This window comes from Paenibacillus sp. J22TS3 (assembly GCF_018403205.1).
Lineage (GTDB): Bacteria > Bacillota > Bacilli > Paenibacillales > Paenibacillaceae > Fontibacillus > Fontibacillus tuaregi.
The window spans coordinates 489,991-510,984 of the sequence record NZ_BOSF01000001.1 but is presented as its reverse complement, the minus strand read 5'-3'; the positions used below and the strand labels follow the sequence as shown (position 1 = coordinate 510,984).

24 protein-coding genes are annotated in these 20,994 nt (G+C 50.1%); all 24 read left to right on the top strand.

The window, feature by feature from the left end; genetic code table 11:
• Nucleotide 1: 1 nt before the first annotated feature.
• On the top strand, nucleotides 2-520 hold the full coding sequence (gene spoIIIAB, locus KJS63_RS02470) for a stage III sporulation protein SpoIIIAB (protein WP_213617811.1): 519 nt from the start codon (nucleotides 2-4) through the stop codon (nucleotides 518-520).
• Between the two features lie 54 nt (nucleotides 521-574).
• The gene (gene spoIIIAC / locus KJS63_RS02465; RefSeq protein ID WP_068616922.1) at nucleotides 575-778 is read left to right on the top strand and encodes a stage III sporulation protein AC; all 204 of its coding nucleotides are present in this window, start codon (nucleotides 575-577) and stop codon (nucleotides 776-778) included.
• Nucleotides 779-790: 12 nt separating this feature from the next.
• On the top strand, nucleotides 791-1,180 hold the full coding sequence (spoIIIAD, locus tag KJS63_RS02460) for a stage III sporulation protein AD (RefSeq protein WP_068616924.1): 390 nt from the start codon (nucleotides 791-793) through the stop codon (nucleotides 1,178-1,180).
• Between the two features lie 19 nt (nucleotides 1,181-1,199).
• A complete protein-coding gene (gene spoIIIAE, locus KJS63_RS02455; protein WP_068616926.1) occupies nucleotides 1,200-2,390 on the top strand; it encodes a stage III sporulation protein AE in 1,191 nt (396 codons plus the stop codon).
• A 25-nt stretch (nucleotides 2,391-2,415) separates the two neighbouring features.
• On the top strand, nucleotides 2,416-3,180 hold the full coding sequence (spoIIIAF, locus tag KJS63_RS02450) for a stage III sporulation protein AF (protein ID WP_213617810.1): 765 nt from the start codon (nucleotides 2,416-2,418) through the stop codon (nucleotides 3,178-3,180).
• 19 nt (nucleotides 3,181-3,199) lie between these two features.
• Nucleotides 3,200-3,847, top strand: a complete 648-nt coding sequence (gene spoIIIAG, locus KJS63_RS02445; RefSeq protein WP_068616929.1) for a stage III sporulation protein AG — start codon at nucleotides 3,200-3,202, stop codon at nucleotides 3,845-3,847.
• Nucleotides 3,848-3,883: 36 nt separating this feature from the next.
• Nucleotides 3,884-4,678, top strand: coding sequence for a SpoIIIAH-like family protein (locus KJS63_RS02440; protein WP_213617809.1), 795 nt, complete (start codon nucleotides 3,884-3,886; stop codon nucleotides 4,676-4,678).
• Between the two features lie 178 nt (nucleotides 4,679-4,856).
• Nucleotides 4,857-5,360: an acetyl-CoA carboxylase biotin carboxyl carrier protein gene (gene accB / locus KJS63_RS02435; protein WP_068616933.1), complete on the top strand. Its 504-nt coding sequence runs from the start codon at nucleotides 4,857-4,859 to the stop codon at nucleotides 5,358-5,360.
• A gap of 58 nt (nucleotides 5,361-5,418) precedes the next feature.
• Complete coding sequence (gene accC / locus KJS63_RS02430; protein WP_213617808.1) at nucleotides 5,419-6,762, top strand: acetyl-CoA carboxylase biotin carboxylase subunit; 1,344 nt, start codon at nucleotides 5,419-5,421, stop codon at nucleotides 6,760-6,762.
• Nucleotides 6,763-6,876: 114 nt separating this feature from the next.
• On the top strand, nucleotides 6,877-7,284 hold the full coding sequence (locus tag KJS63_RS02425; protein ID WP_068616935.1) for an Asp23/Gls24 family envelope stress response protein: 408 nt from the start codon (nucleotides 6,877-6,879) through the stop codon (nucleotides 7,282-7,284).
• 69 nt (nucleotides 7,285-7,353) lie between these two features.
• The gene (amaP, locus tag KJS63_RS02420) at nucleotides 7,354-7,893 is read left to right on the top strand and encodes an alkaline shock response membrane anchor protein AmaP (protein WP_068616936.1); all 540 of its coding nucleotides are present in this window, start codon (nucleotides 7,354-7,356) and stop codon (nucleotides 7,891-7,893) included.
• 2 nt (nucleotides 7,894-7,895) lie between these two features.
• Nucleotides 7,896-8,141 (top strand): DUF2273 domain-containing protein, encoded by a 246-nt coding sequence (locus tag KJS63_RS02415; RefSeq protein ID WP_374706239.1) that lies wholly within the window; start codon nucleotides 7,896-7,898, stop codon nucleotides 8,139-8,141.
• 283 nt (nucleotides 8,142-8,424) lie between these two features.
• On the top strand, nucleotides 8,425-8,874 hold the full coding sequence (gene nusB, locus KJS63_RS02410; protein ID WP_213617806.1) for a transcription antitermination factor NusB: 450 nt from the start codon (nucleotides 8,425-8,427) through the stop codon (nucleotides 8,872-8,874).
• A 26-nt stretch (nucleotides 8,875-8,900) separates the two neighbouring features.
• Nucleotides 8,901-9,758 carry a bifunctional methylenetetrahydrofolate dehydrogenase/methenyltetrahydrofolate cyclohydrolase FolD gene (folD, locus tag KJS63_RS02405; RefSeq protein WP_213617805.1) on the top strand — a complete coding sequence of 286 codons (858 nt, stop codon included), beginning with the start codon at nucleotides 8,901-8,903 and terminating at the stop codon, nucleotides 9,756-9,758.
• Between the two features lie 79 nt (nucleotides 9,759-9,837).
• The gene (gene xseA, locus KJS63_RS02400) at nucleotides 9,838-11,151 is read left to right on the top strand and encodes an exodeoxyribonuclease VII large subunit (RefSeq protein WP_374706252.1); all 1,314 of its coding nucleotides are present in this window, start codon (nucleotides 9,838-9,840) and stop codon (nucleotides 11,149-11,151) included.
• Entirely contained in the window at nucleotides 11,141-11,395 is a 255-nt protein-coding gene (xseB, locus tag KJS63_RS26065) for an exodeoxyribonuclease VII small subunit (protein ID WP_262363152.1), read from the top strand. The genes xseA and xseB overlap by 11 nt, the downstream gene beginning before the upstream one ends.
• 19 nt (nucleotides 11,396-11,414) lie before the next feature.
• Nucleotides 11,415-12,290 (top strand): polyprenyl synthetase family protein, encoded by an 876-nt coding sequence (locus KJS63_RS02390; protein WP_244862495.1) that lies wholly within the window; start codon nucleotides 11,415-11,417, stop codon nucleotides 12,288-12,290.
• A gap of 225 nt (nucleotides 12,291-12,515) precedes the next feature.
• Nucleotides 12,516-14,423 (top strand): 1-deoxy-D-xylulose-5-phosphate synthase, encoded by a 1,908-nt coding sequence (gene dxs, locus KJS63_RS02385; protein ID WP_213617801.1) that lies wholly within the window; start codon nucleotides 12,516-12,518, stop codon nucleotides 14,421-14,423.
• 39 nt (nucleotides 14,424-14,462) lie between these two features.
• On the top strand, nucleotides 14,463-15,305 hold the full coding sequence (locus tag KJS63_RS02380; RefSeq protein ID WP_213617800.1) for a TlyA family RNA methyltransferase: 843 nt from the start codon (nucleotides 14,463-14,465) through the stop codon (nucleotides 15,303-15,305).
• Nucleotides 15,306-15,475: 170 nt separating this feature from the next.
• Nucleotides 15,476-15,931, top strand: a complete 456-nt coding sequence (locus KJS63_RS02375; protein ID WP_213617799.1) for a hypothetical protein — start codon at nucleotides 15,476-15,478, stop codon at nucleotides 15,929-15,931.
• A 29-nt stretch (nucleotides 15,932-15,960) separates the two neighbouring features.
• A complete protein-coding gene (ahrC, locus tag KJS63_RS02370) occupies nucleotides 15,961-16,410 on the top strand; it encodes a transcriptional regulator AhrC/ArgR (protein WP_068616948.1) in 450 nt (149 codons plus the stop codon).
• A gap of 21 nt (nucleotides 16,411-16,431) precedes the next feature.
• On the top strand, nucleotides 16,432-18,150 hold the full coding sequence (gene recN, locus KJS63_RS02365; RefSeq protein ID WP_068616950.1) for a DNA repair protein RecN: 1,719 nt from the start codon (nucleotides 16,432-16,434) through the stop codon (nucleotides 18,148-18,150).
• Between the two features lie 121 nt (nucleotides 18,151-18,271).
• Nucleotides 18,272-19,618, top strand: coding sequence for a SpoIVB peptidase (gene spoIVB, locus KJS63_RS02360; RefSeq protein ID WP_068616952.1), 1,347 nt, complete (start codon nucleotides 18,272-18,274; stop codon nucleotides 19,616-19,618).
• A 199-nt stretch (nucleotides 19,619-19,817) separates the two neighbouring features.
• Nucleotides 19,818-20,636 (top strand): sporulation transcription factor Spo0A, encoded by an 819-nt coding sequence (spo0A, locus tag KJS63_RS02355; RefSeq protein ID WP_213617798.1) that lies wholly within the window; start codon nucleotides 19,818-19,820, stop codon nucleotides 20,634-20,636.
• Nucleotides 20,637-20,994 lie beyond the last annotated feature (358 nt).

Below are 20,994 nucleotides of genomic sequence, written 5' to 3'. Positions count from 1 at the left end.
CATGTTGAAGATGCTTGGGGCGGTGCTGATCATTGCGGCAGGCACGCTGGCAGGCTGGCTCAAGGCCAGGCAGTTCGCCAGCAGACCGGAACAGATTAGACGGCTGATCCAGGCGCTCGCAAGACTGGAGACAGAGATCAGCTATGGCTTTACCCCATTGCCGGACGCACTTCGCCGGATTGGAAGCCAGAGTGGCCAACCGGTCAAGGCTGTTCTGCTAAGGGCAGCTGACGGTATGGATGGCAGCCAGTCGCTGAGCGCCCAGGAAAGCGTCCATCAGGCAATCCGGGAAGAGTGGAAACACACCGCGATGAGGCCCGCCGAGAGAGATGTGCTGTATCAGTTGGCCTATTCGCTTGGGACAAGCGACCGCAGGGATCAGCTGAAACATATTGAAACTGCGGTTCGGCAGCTGGAAGCAGAAGAATCTGTCGCGAGGGAAGAGCAATCCCGGTACGAGAAGATGTTCCGCAGTCTCGGGCTGCTCACCTCAGCACTTATTGTGATTCTGATCTATTAGCACGTTCCCGAACCTCAGCTGCCTCCCGCTAAACCTGATAGTGAGGTGCCTTTCATGAACTTAGAAGTCAATGCAATATTCCAGATCGCGGGCATCGGCATTATTATCGCCATGATCCATACGGTGCTGAAGCAGATGGGCAAGGAAGATATGGCACATTGGGTTACCCTGATCGGGTTCGTTGTCGTTTTATTCATGGTTATTCGTATGCTGGACAGCCTATTTCAGGAAATCAAATCGATCTTCCTCTTTCAGTAGGGAGGCCCGGGAATGGAAATTATCCAGATCGTTGGGCTGGGTCTGCTGGCGGCCATACTCATTCTGGTGCTTAAGGAACAAAAACCTGTATTTGCGTTTTTGATTGCCGCTTGCACAGGTATCACCATTTTCCTTCTGCTTATCGGCAAGATCAGTTCAATCATCAGTGTGCTGGAAAATCTGGCTGAAGCCTCCGGAGTTGAGACCATCTATCTCAAAACGATTTTGAAGATTATCGGGATTGCTTATATTGCCGAATTTGGCGCTCAAATTGTCCGGGACGCGGGCCAGGACGGGATTGCCTCAAAAATTGAACTCGCCGGCAAAGTCTTGATTATGGTGCTCGCCCTGCCGATTATAGGCATCATTATCGAAACGGTTATGAAGCTGCTGCCGGTATAGAAGAAACGGGGACAAGACCATGAAGCTATACGACCTGAATTGGCAAAAGAAAACGCTGATCCTCTTCATCCTGGGATTTCTGATCTTCTGGCCGGCCCGGTTGTTCGCCGAGTCACAGGACGAAGGACGGATGAAACAGCAGGCGTCCGAGCTGCCGACAGACCAGGTCGAAGCCTATTGGAAACATCTGATGAAGGATTATGGCGGTTTTTTTCCAGATGAGAAAGTGCCTTCCTTCATGGACATGCTTCTCCCCGGCGGGCAGGAGTTCAACATGAAGGCAGGCTTGTCAGCCCTGCTGAAATATATGTGGCATGAAGTGCTCTACAACGGCAAGATTCTGGTTACCATCGTTATTCTTACGGTATTCAGCATGATTCTTGAGACGCTCCAAACCGCCTTTGAACGGGGCAATGTCAGTAAAGTGGCCTATTCCATTTGTTATATGGTTATCCTGATTCTGGCCATCAACAGCTTTAATGTGGCCATTGGTTATGCGTCCGATGCGATCAGAGACATGATTGATTTCATGATGGCCATGGTGCCGCTGCTGTTCACCATGCTGGCTTCCATGGGAAATGTGGTAACGGTAACCGTGACACATCCGCTTGTGGTGTTCATGGTTCATACCGTGGGCACGCTGGTCCGCACAGTGGTGTTTCCGCTTCTGTTCTTCTCGGCGCTGCTGCATATCGTCAGCTCTCTGTCCGACAAGTACAAGCTGACCCAGCTCGCCAATCTGCTGCGGACGATCAGCATGAGCCTGCTGGGGGTTATGCTCACCGTCTTTCTTGGAATCATCTCGGTAAAAGGCATCACCGGATCGGTCGCGGACGGCGTCACACTCCGGGCTGCGAAATATGTGACGGGAAATTTCGTTCCCGTCGTAGGCAAAGTGTTCGCTGATGCAACAGATACCGTGATATCCGCCTCGCTGCTGGTCAAGAATGCCGTAGGTCTGGTAGGCGTCATCATCATTCTGTTCCTGTGTGCTTTCCCTGCGATCAAGATTCTGACCCTAGCCCTGATCTACAATCTCTCGGCAGCGGTTATGCAGCCGCTTGGGGACTCACCCATTGTGGTGTGTCTGGAGACGATTGGCAAAAGCATGATCTATGTGTTCGCTGCTATGGCCGCGGTCGGATTGATGTTCTTTCTGGCCATTACCATAATGCTGACCGCCGGAAATATTACAGTGATGATGCGCTGACTTTTATGACCTGAGGAGGAAGCAGATGAGCTGGCTGGGCGGGTGGCTTAAAGAAATTATATTTGTAGTGCTTCTGGCAGGTTTTATTGATCTGCTGCTGCCGAACCGCTCCTTTGAGCGATACGTCAAGCTGGTGGTCAGTCTGCTGATCCTGCTGACTCTGATGTCTCCGCTGGTTAAGCTGATTGGAGGCAATCCTGTACTCAAATTGCAGACCGCGCTTGGACAGAGCCTGGATGAGCTGGACCCGGACAAGATGAATCAGGCTGGAACCCAGCAGATCATTCAGCAGGGGCTGGCACTGCGCAAGAAGCAGGAAGCCGAGACACTCCAGCGGGCTGGTGAGGAAGTAGGCAGAGAGATGAAACAGCAGATTGAGAGCAAGACAGGCATCCAGATCCAGAGGGTCGAGGTAGCTTTAGAAGTGGACAGCCAGGGCACCAAGCAGGAGGAGACAACCGGGGAGCCTGCTGTGGCCAAGCCGGAGATCAAAGAGGTGAATGTCTATGTGAGCGCGGACCAGAAGTCCTCATCTAATTCGGCTGATCAGCAGGAGAAGGAAGGCAAAGCGGTCAGTGTCCCGGCCATCAGTCAAGTGGAGAAAGTTGAGGTCCGGATCGGGGAATCGAAGACCAAACGTGAAGATCAGGGCACATCATCCGAATCTCCGGGTGCAGCTTCTGCTCAAGGGGAACAGGGCAGCAGAGCCGGCTTAATTATGGAACAGCTAACCAAGGAGTGGGGTATTTCAAGAACCATGGTGAAGATCCATGAGAAGACCAAGGAATAGATCAAAGGGGGTGAAGCTCATGGCCAAGTGGATCAAAAAACTGGAGCAGTGGATCGGCGGGGGGCAGGATGGCAGCAAGCGAATTAACACGTTCAGATTGCTGATTATTCTAGGACTCATCGGTGTGGCGATTATGCTGTTTAGTTCTTTTGTCAACATAAAAAAGATCGATACAGGGGGAGCGGTACGTGAGCCTCCGGTTCAGCCCCAGACCCAATCCGCTGCCACTGCATCGGGGCAGGAGGAGAGCGGGAACGTCTTTGACAGCATTGAGGGGAATCTGGAGAACCGGACCAAGGAGATTTTGGAGAAAATTGTAGGTGTAGGCACGGTGGATGTGATGGTAACCGTGGATTCCACCGAGGAGGTTGTGGTCCAGCGTAATATGAAAGACTCCCAGGAGCAGACAGATGAGACAGATGCCGGGGGCGGCAAGAGACATGTTACCCAGATTACCCGGGATGGCCAGATTGTCACCTATGAATCTTCGGGAGATAAACAGCCGTTGATTTCCAAGAAGATCAAACCGAAGATCCGGGGGGTGCTTGTGGTTGCCCGAGGGGCTGAGAACAAGGTAGTGAAGCAGCTGATTGTGGATGCGGTTGAAAAAGGGCTGAATGTGGCGGCCTACCAGATTTCGGTTGTGCCGCGAAAGGGGTCTCAGTAGGCAGGTCTATATCATTATTATCAGGAGGAATATGTAATGAAAACCAACAGACAAACAATTTGGCTTGTGTCTATGCTCAGCTTGATGGTGATTCTCTCTGCGTATTATCTGTTCACCGAGGATTCAGGCACGAAAACTCCAAAAGTCGCTGAAGGACAGCAGGTGACCGCAAAGGATAAATCAGGCTCCAAGGATACTCCGGTCACTCAGGCGAAGGATGATGTAGTAGTAACAGAAGTCACTGGAAACACAGACGCTGCAACTCCGGAAGGCGACTCGGGCTCTACGAAGCAGGAGCCAGCTTCAACACCATCTCCAACAGACAAAACCAAAGAAGGAGCCGATACAGGAAAAGCGGCCGGAGAGGACTCCAAACCGAAGAGCGGGGGAACAGACGCCGCTGGCAAGACTAACGCAGCCGAGGATTCTGCTAAAAAGGATGAAGAGGTTATCAAGAAGATTGAAGCCCAGGGCACTTCCGGTAATGATGCGATCACGAATTATCAATATGAGCGGGTTACTGAGAATGCCAAGCTGTCGGATAAGCTGACGAAGATTATCGCAGACCAGAGCAAGCCGGCTGATGAAAGCGCCAAAGCTCAGAAAGAGCTGGCGGCTCTTCAGGATAAAGAATCCAAGATTACGGATATCGAGACCAAACTGCAGCAGCAGTACGCCAATGCGGTTGTCACAGAGAAGGACAGCCAGTATACGGTTGTCGTGCTGAGCGACAAGCTGGAGCCGAAACAGGCGGTAGGTATTGTGGATATGGTCATCAAGGAACTTGGAGTTAGCCAAGATAAGGTAAAGGTGCAGTACATTAAGCAGTAAGCTGAAAAAAAACTAGAAATATCGCGGGTTTTCGGGCATTTTGAAGGCTGGTGAAGGAGGAAGAGTCCAATACATCTTGGGCTCTTTCTATTTCGTGCCTTTGTGATATAATACATAATGCTATGTTCTAAGATGGCCAAGGCTTGTGTGTTACAAAGCTGAAGGAGTGAAATTGCGAATGTTCAAATTAAACGAAATTAAAGAGCTGATTAAATTGGTGGATCAGACTTCGGTCCACGAACTTGAAATTGAGAATGAGGGGACAAGACTGGCAATCCGCAAGCCGGGTAAAACGGAACTTGTACAGGTGCAGTCTGCAGCCGTTTCTGTTCCGCAAGCAGCGGTACAGCCGGCTCAGGTACATATTCAGTCTTCCGTGGAGACCTCTGCCCCAGCCGCTGCCCAGGATGCCACATCCCGCGCACAGGAGAATCAGGCTAATTTACATACGATTGCTTCCCCAATGGTGGGCACATTCTACCGCTCTCCATCGCCTGAGAAGGGGCCTTATGTCAACGTGGGTGACAAGGTTGGAGACAAATCAATCGTCTGCATTATTGAAGCCATGAAGCTGATGAATGAACTCGAAGCCGAGGTCAAAGGGGAAATTGTTGAGATTTTGGCTGAGAACGGCCAGCTGGTTGAATATGGACAGCCCCTCTTTCTGGTGAAGCCGGAGTGATTAGCGTAAGAAGGCGGCCTTTACGGCCGCTATCTTGGTTACCAAGGAGGATGCAGACATGAACTTTCATAAAATACTAATTGCTAACCGCGGAGAAATTGCGGTTCGTATTATTCGCGCGTGCCGCGAGCTTGGCATTCAGACCGTAGCCGTATATTCCGAAGCGGATAAAGACTCGCTTCATGTACGTCTGGCCGATGAAGCCTACTGTATTGGACCCACGTTGTCCAAAGACAGCTATTTGAATTTTACCAATTTGATGAGTGTGGCTACCCTGACGGAATGTGATGCTATTCATCCAGGCTACGGGTTTCTGGCTGAGAACGCGGACTTTGCGGAGATTTGCGACTCATGCAATATCACCTTCATCGGTCCTTCCCCGGATGCCATTGTCCGAATGGGGGACAAGGCTGTCGCCAAACAAACGATGAAGGATGCGAACGTTCCGGTAATTCCGGGATCGGACGGTCTGGTTGAGGACATGGACCAGGCCATTATGGTCGCCCGCGATATCGGATATCCGGTTATTATCAAAGCCACTGCAGGCGGCGGCGGTAAAGGAATCCGGATTGCCGAGGATGAGGAGTCCTTGATCCAGCAGATTACCACTGCCCAGCAGGAGGCCCAGAAAGCTTTCGGTAATGCCGGGGTCTATCTTGAGAAGTTTCTAACGGGAATGAAACACGTTGAAATCCAGATCATTGCCGATAAGCATGGTAATGTCGCCTACTTGGGTGAGCGTGACTGCTCCGTGCAGCGCCGCCGCCAGAAACTTGTTGAAGAAGCGCCTTGTCCGATCTTAAGTCCGGAGAAGCGCCAGGAGATGGGTGAAGCTGCGGTTCGTGCCGCCCTGGCTGTGAACTACTCTGGAGCGGGAACACTCGAGTTCCTCTTAGGTCCGGATGGGCAGTTCTACTTCATGGAGATGAATACCCGGATTCAGGTTGAACATCCAGTCACTGAGATGGTCACCGGAATCGATCTGATCAAGGAAATGATCTCCGTTGCGGAAGGAAACCCATTGTCCTTCTCCCAAGAGGATGTAGTGATTAACGGCTGGTCTATTGAATGCCGTATCAATGCGGAGGATCCTTCCCGTAACTTTATGCCGGCTGCAGGAAAGATCGGCTTCTATCTGGCTCCGGGCGGCCCTGGAGTGCGTGTGGACAGCGGCGCTTATCCGGGTTATACGATTACGCCGTTCTATGATTCGATGATTGCCAAGCTCATCGTCTGGGCGCCAACGCGGGATGAAGCGATTGCGAAGATGAAGCGGGCTTTGTCGGAGTTTGCTATTGAGGGGATCCATACTACGATCCCGTTCCATCAGAAGCTTTTGGATCATCCAACGTTTGTGCGCGGGGATTTTGATATTAAATTTCTGGAAGAAAATGAGATTTAATAACTTGGACTCTGTTTGTCATAATGACCCCAAAATGATATAGTATGTATAATAAGTGCGCTTGCCTACAATTTAGACATCCGCAAACTTATTGAGAGGTGGATGAAGACGACAATGAGTACAGTTCCTACAGAATATGAGAAAACCGAGATTGGTGAAATTCAGATTGCTCCTGAGGTTATTGAAGTGATCGCAGGTCTTGCGGCTGTTGAAGTCAAAGGGGTTGCTGGCATGAGCGGCGGGTTCGCCGGCGGTATTGCCGAGCTTCTGGGACGCAAGAACCTGTCCAAGGGTGTGAAGGTTGAAGTGGGTCAGCTGGAAGCTGCAGTAGATGTGTCGGTCATCGTGGAATACGGTAATCGTCTCCCTGAAGTAGCGACCGAAATTCAACGCAACGTGAAGCGCTCGATTGAGACAATGACCGGACTTAACGTTGTTGAGGTCAACGTGCATATCCATGACGTTATCTTCAAGACGGCTGAGAAGATCGAGGAGTCGGAACTGAACCACAGGGTGAAATAAAGAATGAGCGACTAACCCCTGACGATCAGCGTCAGGGGTTTACTATAATTTAAGGTGGGTGCACGTTCAGTGGCAAAAATCTTGGACAGACTTCTGCTGTTTATCTACAGTCTCAGCATTGGCATTCTATCCGTTATTGCAATTCTTCTCTTCACCGGAACGGTCACTTTTGAAATTTACAGCAGTCAGGAGAAAATCCTGTTGAATGTTCTGATTGGGGTGGCGGCTGTGCTGTTTCTGCTCAGCATCCGGTTCTTTTATATCTCCATTCGTCGCGATCGGGCATCGCTGCCGTCCATTGACCAGCGCACCGAATTTGGAGACATTCAAATTTCCGTAGAAACGATCGAGAATCTGTCCCTCAAAGCAGCTTCCAGAGTTAGAGGAATCAAGGATGTGAAGACCAGAATTAAAATTTCCGAGTCGGGTCTGAACATTATGATCCGGGCACTCGTTGACGGGGAGAGCTCAATACCCGCTCTGACTGAGGAAGTCCAAAAGCAGGTGCATGATCACGTTGAAGAGACTACCGGCATCCCGGTAGCTTATGTCTCTGTGTATATTGCGAATCTTGTTCAGTCGTCCACGATCAAAAGCCGGGTTGAATAGGGGTGGATTTCAGGGTGCTCTGGAAACAAATATGGGAGAGTCACAGAGGACGCTTGCTGGGTCTTGCGACAGCCCTGTTACTATGTCCGATTTATCTGTTTTTCGGGTTTTGGAACATGCTTTTTTGCGCGCTTTTGCTGTACATCGGGTATACCATTGGCAAATACAAAGACCTTGAACAGGGTCCTTTGATTCCCTGGGTTCAAATTCGTGAATGGCTGAGCTCGCGCTGGCGTCCTTTTAAATAAATCCTGTGATATGCTGCTCCGAAAAAACTGCTGTTCATATGGAATGGAGATTTCATTCTGTATAATTCTGCACATTTTTTTGTTGTGGAGAGCATTTCACGGGTTTTTTTCTGTCGATTGTCATGCACAATAGGAAGAGCAGTATTAAATCTTGTGCGCTTTAAGTGAGCTTAAGATTTACCTATTAGACTAGTGTGTGAAAACCTATACACTTAATTATTATTTCCGTCCTTTGCCAAAGGCATAGGGATGTTCAGAGGAGTTAACCTCAAGGAGGAAGTTCATGAAAAGACGACTGGCCAGAGAAATTGCGGTACAGAGCTTGTACCAGATGGAAATGAATGAAGTAGAGGCACAGGAGGCAGTCACCATGCTGCTGGCCGAAGCGGGCGGAGAGAATGAAAGTGAAGTGGAACTTAAGGACATGGGAACTCCAGAGTTTGTCCTGGAGCTGGTAAACGGGGTATGGACGAGAAAAAGCGAGATCGATAACCTTTTGACTGAATACCTCAAGGGATGGCAGATCAGCCGTCTATCCAGGGTGGACCGGCAAATCCTGCGTCTTGCCGCTTTTGAAATGATTTATCGTGAAGATACACCAGCTAAGGTTGTTGTTAATGAAGCCATTGAGCTTGCCAAACACTTCGGCACCTCGGAATCAGGCAAGTTCGTAAATGGAGTGCTTGGTAAAATGATTCAGGATACCGAACAGCTGAAAAACAAACAAATCTAAATTTCAAAGATGAGGGAGAGAGAATAATGACAGCAACAATCATTAGCGGAAAACAGATAGCTGAAGAGATTCGTCAAGGACTGCGCGAGGAAATGGACAGATTGTCCCCTACGGGCTTCAGACCCGGGCTTGCGGTCGTTATTGTCGGGGAGGACCCGGCTTCTCATGTATATGTCCGTTCCAAGGACAAGGCTTGCCATGAGCTCGGATACTACTCGGAGGTTCATAGACTGGAGGAATCCACTTCGCAGGAGGAGCTTCTTGCTCTTGTTGACAAGTTGAACCATCAGGACAATATCCACGGCATTCTCGTTCAGCTTCCTCTCCCTAAGCATATTGATGAGAAAGCCGTGATCGACGCCATCTCGGTTGCCAAGGATGTGGACGGGTTCCATCCGGTGAATGTTGGCAATCTGGTTATCGGGGATGACAGCCTGCTGCCTTGCACTCCTGCCGGAGTCATTGAGCTGATTAAACGGACAGGAGTCGAAATCTCCGGCAAACATGCGGTCGTTATCGGACGAAGCAACATTGTCGGGAAGCCGGTGTCTCTTCTTCTTCAACGGGAGAATGCGACCGTGACGATGTGCCATTCCCGTACGGCGAATATGAAAGAGCTGGCTCTTCAAGCGGATATTCTGGTTGTTGCCGTCGGCAAGGCGAACTTCATCGACGCATCCTATATCAAACCGGGGGCGGTTGTGATTGATGTGGGCGTAAACCGGCTGGAGAACGGCAAGCTTGCTGGAGATGTTGATTTCGAAAGCGCGAAGGAAGTTTCCGGACCGATTACACCGGTACCTGGCGGAGTAGGTCCGATGACGATTACAATGCTTATGAATAACACTATGATCGCGGCCAAGCGGTTAAGTGGTCTCTCCTAATTAATTTTTCTAATTCTAAGGGGGTCTCCCCGTGAACCAACGTGTATTTTCCATAAAGGAATTGAACCGGTATATCCGGATGAAGCTGGAGTCAGACACGCTGCTGTCCGAGGTATGGATCCGGGGGGAAATCTCGAATTTCACCCACCACTCCAGCGGTCACATGTATTTTACCCTGAAGGATGCGGACAGCCGGATTAAGAGTATCATGTTCGCCTCTCACAACCAGCGCCTTCCTTTTATTCCGAAGGAAGGTTCGCGGGTCATCGCCAGAGGTAATGTGTCTGTATACGAACGGGATGGCCAATATCAGTTTTATGCAACACATATGCAGCCGGATGGCATAGGCAGCTTGTATTTGGCTTATGAGCAGCTTAAGAAGAAGCTGGAAGAGGAGGGGCTGTTCGACCCGTCCCGCAAAAGAGCCCTGCCCCGTTATCCCAAAACGATCGGGGTCATCACATCTCCTACGGGTGCGGCTGTACGTGACATCATTATCACGCTGCAGCGGCGTTATCCGCAGGTCCCGGTTATACTGCACCCTGTGCTCGTGCAGGGCAAACAGGCGGCCCCTTCCATTGTAAAGGCTCTCCGGACGCTGAATGCCATGGGGGAGGCCGACGTCATTATTGTCGGCCGGGGCGGCGGCTCACTTGAGGAGCTGTGGGCCTTCAATGAAGAAATGGTGGCCCGCGCCATATACGAATCGGCGATTCCGGTCATCTCGGCCGTCGGGCACGAGACCGATTTTACGATCGCCGATTTTGTAGCGGATCTGCGGGCCGCGACGCCAACGGCCGCCGCTGAGCTTGCGGTGCCGCACGCGGCAGAGCTGCGGGCGCTGATCAGCCAGCGGGAGCGCGAGCTTCAGCAGGGGCTGAAGCACCGTCTGGCCCGCGCCCGCGAGCGGCTCGCGCGCCTGCAGCGCTCGCCGGTGCTGGTGCATCCGCGGCGGAGCCTGCTCCAGCACGCAGAGCGGCTCGACGTGCTGAAGCACCGTCTCGCAAGCCGCATGCACTCCCGTGCGCTGCTGACCAGCGAGCGCCGGGGCAGGCTGCATGCGAGGCTCCTGCGGTTCCATCCGCAGGAGCAGCTGCAGTACGCCGCGCGGCGGCAGCAGGACGCCACGAAGGTGCTTCGCCAAGGGATGCTGGCGGTGCTGAAGGACCGCTCAGCCCAGCTCAGCGCCGGCGTGCGGCAGCTTGACGCCCTCAGCCCTCTTAAGGTGATGGGCAGAGGCTACAGCCTGGTTTACGATGAACAAGGTAAGCGTTTGATTAAATCGCTGAACGATGTCCAGCCTGGGGATATGGTCAAGATCAAGGTTACCGACGGAGAGTTGGATTGTCAGGTATGGGGGATGCAGCGGGAAGGAGAAGATCGTGGAACTTAACAATGACATTAATTTTGAAGAAGCGATGGAACAGCTGGAAGAGATCGTATCCCAGCTGGAGCATGGGGATGTGCCTTTAGAGAAAGCCATCGATCTGTTTCAGCGGGGAATGCAGCTGTCCCAACTGTGCGGCCAGAAACTGGCACAGGTGGAACGTAAAATAGAAATGATCGTAGAAACAGATGGGGAAGTCACCAAGAAGCCATTTGCAGCTCCAGAAGAAAGCGGTGAACCTGTTGAATAAGTCTTCTTTTGAAGCGTATATGAACGAAATCGGGAGCCTCGTTAACCAAGGTCTGGAGCAATCGATTCCGGGGGATTGGAGCATTCCATCCTCTTTGCGGGAAGCGATGCATTACTCCCTTCTTGCCGGAGGCAAGCGGATACGGCCGCTGTTAGTCATTGCTGCGGCAGAGTCGATGGGAGGAAGCCGGGAAGCGGCACTGCCTGTCGCCTGTGCTGTGGAAATGGTGCATACCTACTCTTTGATTCATGATGATCTTCCAGCCATGGACAATGATGATTTCCGGCGCGGCAAGCCGACGAATCATAAAGTATTCGGAGAGGCAACGGCGATCCTGGCTGGTGATGGTCTGCTCACCCATGCTTTTTACAGCATTACGGAGGCCAGCCGGAAGTTCCATGTTCCTGCAGAGCAGACTTTGGCTATCGTAGAGGAGCTGTCCGTGTATGCGGGGCCAAAAGGCATGGTCGGCGGTCAAGCGGCGGACATGGAAGGGGAACAGGGGATTACGGACCTGGAACAGCTCAAGTACATTCATATACACAAGACAGGGGATTTAATTGTATTTTCGCTCAAGGCCGGAGGACGGATCGCTTCAGCTTCGCAGGAGCAACTCCGAGCCTTAGAAACGTTCGGGCGCAGCATCGGTTTAGCTTTTCAGATTCAAGATGATATTCTCGATCTGATTGGCAATGAGCAGAAGCTGGGTAAGAAGACACAAAGCGATGTGGCTATGAATAAAGTGACCTATCCCTATTTTATTGGGCTGGATGAGTCCAAGGCTGAAGTTGACCGGTTAACCAAGCTGGCTAAGGAAGCCGTTAGCGGAGGGGTTATTCCCAATCCGGAGAGGCTGCTTCAGATTGCTGAGTTTCTCCTGAACCGGGATCATTGATAGAAAGTTTAGGACGTTCAGATTAGTGTAAGCAGGCAGGGGATTATTGCAGCGCTTACTTTTGTGGTATAATATACAACATTACGTGGATTGGCTCGCAGGTTTCATGGGATTATGACCTGTTCTTCTTGTTAAATGGGCCATAATCCTATACGTTAATCCATTAAGAGCAGAGGAATCTGCACTACATCATGATAAATCCAATTAGGAAAGCGGGGAATTCATGTGCTGCTTTCACAAATCCATGAACCCAATGACTTAAAAAAATATTCTGTTGAAGATCTCGGCCGGGTGGCCGCTGAAATCCGTCAGTTTCTAATTGAGAAGCTGTCCTCCACGGGTGGACATCTCGCATCCAATCTGGGTGTGGTTGAGTTAACGCTTGCTCTTCACTATTGTTATAACAGCCCGAAGGACAAGTTTATATTTGATGTCGGTCATCAGGCGTATGTCCATAAGATGTTAACCGGGCGTATGGATCAATTCGATACGCTCCGCAAGTACAAGGGACTCTGCGGATTCGTCAAGCGCAATGAGAGTGAACATGACGTGTGGGAAGCTGGCCACAGCAGCACTTCCTTGTCCGCTGCAATGGGCATGGCCTTAGCCCGTGATCTCAAGGGTGAAACGAACAAAGTGGTAGCGATTATCGGAGACGGCGCTTTGACGGGCGGTATGGCTTTTGAGGCCATGAACCATATCGGCCATGAGAAGAAGAACCTGATGGTGGTGCTTAATGATAATGAGATGTCCATTGCCCCTAATGTCGGAGCAATGCACAATTACTTAAGCAAAATCCGTTCTGACAAGACCTATCTCAGAGCCAAGGATGAAGTGGAGCTGATCCTGAAGAAGATTCCGGCTATTGGTGACAAGCTTGCCAAGACTGCGGCGAACTTTAAGGACAGCTTGAAATATATGCTGATGAACGGGGTTCTTTTTGAAGAATTAGGATTCACTTATCTTGGACCTGTGGATGGCCATGATCTCCCTAAGCTAATTGAGGCGTTTAAGCAGGCTGACAATGTGACCGGACCTGTGCTCGTTCATGTGCTGACCACCAAAGGTAAAGGGTACTCGCCGGCCGAAGCGGATTCGCATAAATGGCATGGCGCATCCCCGTACAAGATCGAGTCCGGGAAAGCTCTTAAGGCGGTAGGCAGTCCGTCTTATACCGAAGTGTTTGGACAGACTTTGATCGAACTTGCTGAGCAGGATTCACGAATTGTTGCTGTTACTCCGGCTATGCCGCGCGGATCTGGATTGCTTGAATTCGCTGAACGGTTTCCAGACCGAATGATTGACGTGGGCATTGCAGAGCAGCATGCGGCTACCATGTGTGCAGCCATAGCTATGGAGGGCTTAAAGCCGGTGTTTGCGGTGTACTCGACATTTATGCAGAGGGCCTATGACCAGATTGTTCACGATATTTGCCGTCACAACGCCAATGTGATGGTTGCCATTGACCGGGCCGGGTTTGTTGGGGCAGATGGCGAGACGCATCAGGGGGTATTCGATATCTCATTCATGCGCCATATCCCGAATATGGTCATGATGATGCCGAAGGATGAGAATGAGCTTCGGCATATGATGAAGACCGCACTTGAATATAACGACGGACCTATCGCTTACCGTTATCCTAGAGCCGATATCTTAGGAGTTAAGTTGGACAAAGAGCTTGTTCCTATTCCGATTGGCACGTGGGAGAAAGTTCGGGAAGGGGAAGGCACAGCCATCATTGCTGTGGGTACGATGGTGCAGGTTGCCGAAGACGCAGCTGATGTGCTGAAACGGGACGGTATCCAGGCGGCGGTTATTAATGCAAGGTTTATCAAGCCGCTTGATGAAGCTATGCTGCTCGAGCTTGCAAGAACACATGGTAAAATGATCGTGATCGAAGAGGCATCAATCGCCGGAGGTCTCGGAAGTGCTATATTGGAATTTTACGCTGAGCACGGGATTTACGGACTGGACATCAGGCTGATGGGTGTTCCTGACCGGTTTATTGAACACGGCAGCATTAAGGAGCAGTGCCAGGAAGTCGGCCTTACGTCGGAGGCGCTTGTTGAGCAAGTTCAGAAGCTGCGGAATGATCATCATTACGCATTTGGAAAGAAGACGCTGCCTTCATAGGCAGCTTCTTTCATTACGTCAAGAATACAGGGGATGAGTATGGCTGGTGCTAAGGAACGAATTGACGTTCTGCTCGTAGAGCAAGGTTTTTTTGAAAGCAGGGAAAAGGCCAAGGCCGCCATTATGGCGGGTCTGGTATACGGGGATACGGAGCGGATCGAGAAGGCCGGAACCAAAATCCCTCGGGAGACACAGCTCACCGTTAAAGGTGCTATTCATCCTTATGTCAGCCGCGGAGGGCTGAAGCTGGCTAAGGCGATTCAGGTGTTTGGGCTGGACATGAGAGAGAGGGTTATGCTGGATATCGGGGCTTCGACCGGTGGGTTCACAGATTGTGCGCTCCAGAACGGGGCCACTTATGTGTATGCAATCGATGTCGGTTATAATCAGTTGGATTGGTCCCTGCGTAATGATGAGCGGGTTAATGTGAAGGAGCGCATGAATTTCAGGTATATGACCCCGGAGGACTTGGACGGGCCGGCACCTGATTTTGCCAGTATTGATGTGTCCTTTATTTCTTTGAAGCTAATTCTGCCGCCGTTAAAGGCTCTTCTGAAGAAGCCGGCGGACATTGCAGCATTGATCAAGCCCCAATTCGAAGCTGGACGGGAGAAGGTGCCGAAGACAGGTGTAGTGCGGGAACCAAAGGTTCATGAAGAAGTGCTTGAGCAGGTTTTGACTTTCGCTGCTGAAGAAGGATATCTTATTCAGGGGCTTACGTTCTCGCCAATTACAGGCGGGGAGGGGAACATTGAATTCCTGGTCCATCTTCGGCTGGAGGACGAGCCGCAGGGCGATTCCTTAAGCAAGCAGGATGAGATTATCCAACTGGTGCAGAATGTGGTACAGGAAGCATCAGCCACGTTTACAGGCCACAAGTGAAGAAGAGCCGCTGACCCCAGCGGCTTTTTTTTGGGATTGATACTTGTTTAATGTATCTTGTATAATGGGAACAAGTGTTTTGTTTTCGGATTTTGTCCTCATAATTATGGCTACAAGACAGGAGCCAGTCCAGGGGATGTCGAATAGACATCTTGAGGTGATGAGTGAATATGCAGGTTGACGGATATTTAATGGTTATAATCACCGTTTTGCTGTTGTTCCTGTTTTACCGTGGTATCCAATCATGGCTCCGCAAACCTGCCGTGTTAAGACGCGGTTTACGGTTTGAACTGAATGAGGAGATAGAGGAACACCCGGCCGTTGACTTGTTAAAGTCGGCAGGGTATGAGGTCATCAGCGGCAAACTTAAGGTTCCGCTAACCTTTAAAGTCAACCGGATGGAGCTTCATAGCCGGCTCTTTATTGATTATGTTGCAGTCCAAGGCGAGGAGTTGTTCCTTGTCCGTTTGGAACGGCCCAGGCAGCCTGTGGATTGGACAGGGAGCGGGGTTCGGAGGGAGCTGCTCCCATTTCTTTTGTTGTATCCGGATTGTTCAGGTTTATTATATATTGATGCCGACTATAGTGAGATTAAAGTCATCGTGCTGGACTCTGATGATGAATAAGCCGATTACTAGGCATGACGGAGGAATTTATGAAGGGTCAAAGACATATTAAGATTCGTGAAATTATTTCCAGTCAGGAAATCGAAACTCAGGACGAGCTGGTTGAGGCACTAAGGGATGCAGGCTATCAAGTCACACAGGCCACAGTTTCCAGAGATATTAAGGAGCTGCTGCTGATTAAGGTCCCTATGGACGATGGGCGTTACAAGTACTCGCTTCCGATCGACCAAAGGGCCAATCCGATCCAGAAGCTCAAGCGTTATTTGGTTGACAGCTTTGTACATATCGATCATGCGGGGAATTTGGTTGTTATGAAGTGTTTGCCGGGTACAGCCAATTCAGTCGCCGTGCTGATTGATAATATGGAGTGGCCGGAAATTCTCGGTACCATATGCGGGGATGATACCATTCTGATTATTTGCCGTACTGAGGAGAACAGCAAATCCATGATTAATCAAATTATGAGTTTTATTTCTTAAGAGGCGGACGGAGGTGCGCTAATGTTAGCTCATTTATCAATTAGAAATCTGGCTGTGGTGGAGTCGGTGGATGTTACCTTCCATGAAGGGTTCCATGTGCTTACCGGGGAGACGGGAGCCGGTAAATCCATTATCATTGACGCGCTCGGTTTTATTGCCGGGGGCAGGGGCTCTGCGGATCTGATCCGTTACGGTTGCGATAAAGCTGAAATCGAGGCTTCGTTCGATCTGCGGCCTGCACATCCGGTATGGAACACGCTTGAAGGATACGGCATTCACGCCGATCCGGCTGAATCCCTGATTATCCGAAGAGAGATCAGCATCCAAGGCAAGAGCGTTTCCAGAGTTAATGGTCAAATGGTGAACTTAAGCATGCTTAGGGAAGTGGGCGATCAGCTTATCAACATCCATGGCCAGCATGAGCACCAGACGCTGCTCCGTCCCGAAAGACACTTACACCTGCTTGACGCCTATGGTGCCGCAGTCCTTGCGCCACTCAAATCCAAGTATCAGATGACGTATTCCGCATTTGTTAAAGTGGAGAAGGAGTGGAATGAGCTTCAGAAAACAAGTCAGCAGACGTTTCAAATGCTGGATATGTACCGGTATCAGCTGGAGGAAATAGCTGCCGCTAAGCTTAAAGTTGGTGAAGATGAATTACTTGCCGATGAAAAGGTCAAGCTATCCCATAGTGAGAAAATGATGGATTCCATTTCCGGTGCTTATGAGCTGCTCTACGGCTCTCAAGGGATGGAGGCGGTAGCCAAGGCCATCTCCCTTTTTGAGGATATTGTGGACTATGATCATAAAGGCATTCAGCCTATACTCGAGCAGCTGCAGTCTGCGTATTATCAGTTGGAGGACGCGTCTTTTGCGCTTCGCAGCTACCGGGATGGCATTGAAGTGAATCCGGGCCGACTGGATGAGGTACAGGAAAGGCTGGACTTTATCTCCTCCCTGAAGAGAAAGTATGGGGAGAGCATTGAGCGTATCTTGGCTTACCACGATCAGATCAAGCTGGAGACAGATACGCTGGAGAACAAAGATGAAATTATGGAACAACTGAAGGAGAAGAGGGAGAAGCTGCTTGCCCAGCTTCTTGAAGAAGGGGAAGAGCTCAGTCAGGCGCGGCGCCAGTGTGCTGAGGATCTGGCTGCTCAGATCGAAGGGGAGCTTAAAGATCTTCAGATGGGCAGAACTTCTCTTGAAGTGAAGCTTGGTCGCTTGGAGGATCCATCGGGTGTGGAATGGAAAGGCAAACGGATCAGGCTTAGCAGGCAGGGTTTGGACACTGCGGAATTCCTGATTTCCCCTAACCCGGGAGAACCGCTAAGGCCGCTGAGCAAGATCGCTTCTGGTGGTGAGCTGTCGCGTATGATGCTTGCGCTGAAGAGTATTTTTGCAAGGCATGATGAAGTTCCCGTGCTTATATTTGATGAGGTGGATACAGGGGTAAGTGGGCGTGCTGCCCAGTCGATCGCTGAGAAGCTGTACAAGCTTTCTGCTTCTTGCCAGGTGTTCTCAATCACCCACCTGCCACAGGTTGCCTGCATGGCCGACAACCAATATCTGATCGAGAAGACGGTTCATGACGGCAGGACCATGACCCAAGTTGAGGCGTTGTCGGAGGAAGGACGGGTGAAAGAACTCGCCCGTATGCTTGGAGGCGTGGAAATTACGGAGAAGACCCTTCATCATGCTCAGGAAATGCTCGGCCTGGCTAAGGCCCAGAAAGCGTAATGCTGTAAGTGCGGAGTAATGATTGACAGTAATAAATGGCCTGCTCGGGGGTATCTTATAGGTACGCAATTGGCGACCACCTTTTCGTCAAGCGAAAGAAGCTAAGGGAGCGTGACAGCCATTGAACCCGAACCTCAGGAAGAGATTGCTCGGCCTTTTATTTGCTTTCTTCTTTTGTTTCCTTGGGACGGCCGCAGCCGGTGAGATCGGCAACCCTCTAATGCCTAATGAGCTGAGGCTCTTTGAAGGGGAACAGGCCCGTATTGAATCAGCGCTTCCGGTTCAAGCACAGGTCAGTGTTGACCGCCCGGATGTTGTGCAGCTTAAGGGCGGAGGCTCCAGCCGGATGGGGGCAAATGCGGATTTTGGCAAAGGAAAACCGCTTCTGCTCAGCTCCCAATCTGCCGGAGAAGCCCATCTGCGTATGAAATTATTCGGTCAAATTCCTCTCAAAACCGTAAAGGTGAATGTTATCCCCGATTTAAAGGTGATCCCTGGCGGGCAGACGATTGGCGTGAAATTGAAATCATCAGGAATACTCGTGGTTGGACATCATTTGGTCAGCTCGCCCGGTGAAACGAAACAATCCCCTGGTGAAAAAGCCGGATTGAAGCTCGGAGACCGCATTACCCATCTTAATGGAATTCAGCTTAAAGACGTGCGGGATGTTGCGTCTATCGTAGACCAGGCAGGCAAGCAGAAGAAACCGATTGAGGTTACCTACAAGCGGGGCGACCGTGTCTACACAACGTCGCTGTCTCCCGCGTATGATGAGCAGGACAAAACCTGGCGGATGGGTCTATATATCCGTGATTCCGCTGCAGGGGTTGGAACCCTAACTTTCTATGCTCCTGAGCAGGGGGTGTACGGTGCTTTAGGCCATGTCATTACAGACATGAACACACAGACGCCGATTGTTGTGGGAAGCGGACATATCGTTGAGTCCAGTGTCACTTCAATCTCCAAGAGTGAAAGCGGTGAGCCTGGAGAGAAGAGGGCACATTTCCTGAAGGAGGGCCGGGTTTTGGGAACCATTGAGCAGAACACGGATTTCGGGATTTTTGGCAAAATGTCTCTAAATCCAGAGCACGGCCTGTACGGAGAGCCGATACCCGTCGCTTTCGCAGAGCATGTCAAAGAAGGCCCTGCTGAAATACTAACCGTGGTCAATGGGCAGAAGGTGGAGAGATACACTATTGAAATTGTTCACGTCTCTACTCAGAATGTACCTCAAACCAAAGGCATGGTCATACGCATTACCGATCCAAGACTTGTGAGCAAGACTGGCGGGATTGTTCAAGGCATGAGCGGCAGCCCTATTATTCAGAATGGCAAGCTTATTGGTGCAGTGACGCACGTATTTGTGAATGACCCGAAATCAGGTTATGGATGTTTTATTGAATGGATGCTTCAAGACGCCGGTGTGATGCTGAAGCCGGGGCAAAACAAAAATCTTAAGGCCAGCTAGCGCCTTAAGATTTTTTTGTCGAATAAACATATTTCCAGTCATGTTGTGTAGCAAATAATTTATTATAAACTACGTGTTAAAAAAAATAAAGAAAAATAATTTTCGACGCAGGGATTCAGATCTTTGTGTCGAATCCATATATTAGGACATGAGAATGCAACCGACATAAATACTTAATATCTGAAGGAGGACATGGAAATTGCAAAACATTGAGGTATTGTTAGCGGATGATAATCGGGAATTTACAAATTTATTAGCAGAGTACATTTCAGGTCAAGATGATATGAATGTTACGGGCATCGCTTACAACGGCGAAGAGGCCCTGCAAATGATCGAGAACGGCTCTAAAGTTCCTGATGTGCTGATTCTTGATATCATTATGCCTCATCTGGATGGTCTCGGCGTGTTGGAACGCCTTCGTGATATGAATTTATCACCACAGCCTAAGGTCATCATGCTGACGGCCTTCGGACAAGAGAACATAACTCAGCGTGCAGTTCAGCTTGGTGCTTCTTATTACATCCTTAAGCCGTTTGATATGGAGGTTCTCGCTAACCGTATTCGTCAGCTCGTAGGTGCTCCTTCTCAATCCAGCGGTTCCGGTCAGATTTCTGCATCGTCGTCCTCCTTGTTTAAATCCAATGTTGTGCCTATGGCCAAGGGCAAGAATCTGGATGCGAATATTACCTCGATCATACATGAAATCGGTGTGCCTGCGCATATTAAGGGATATCAATACCTGCGTGAAGCCATCACCATGGTGTACAACAATATCGAAATTCTTGGGGCGATCACCAAGACGCTGTATCCAGCCATTGCAGAGAAGTTCAAAACAACTCCTTCCCGGGTGGAACGTGCGATTCGCCACGCCATTGAAGTTGCTTGGACCCGCGGCAACATTGACTCCATCAGCCACCTGTTCGGCTACACGATCAACATCAGCAAGTCCAAGCCCACGAACAGCGAGTTCATCGCGATGGTTGCAGATAAGCTGCGGATTGAGCATAAGGTGAGCTGAAAGGGTTAGGGGCAGTGAGTTCTCAGGATCCAGCTTTAAACCCTAGAAGAATTAGTCCGTTAATCCGTATGACAAGCTTCTCAACTTCGTTCATCTTTAACAAGAATTAGGAATATTAAAGTTTTATCGAATGGTATCCTAATTATGTTATTTGAAAATAAAACCTGGCTCCCTTCTTAGGGGATGCCAGGTTTTATTGGCTTCTTTTAGCAAAAAGGGGCAGTATAGAATCTTTCTATTGCCAAATTGGTTCTTCTTATAATAAAATTTTGTCATTTACGGGTACAATACTTAAATATACCGATTATGCCAAGTGGTATAATGGGTGAAATATTCGTGAATCGATTCTTTAGCTGGA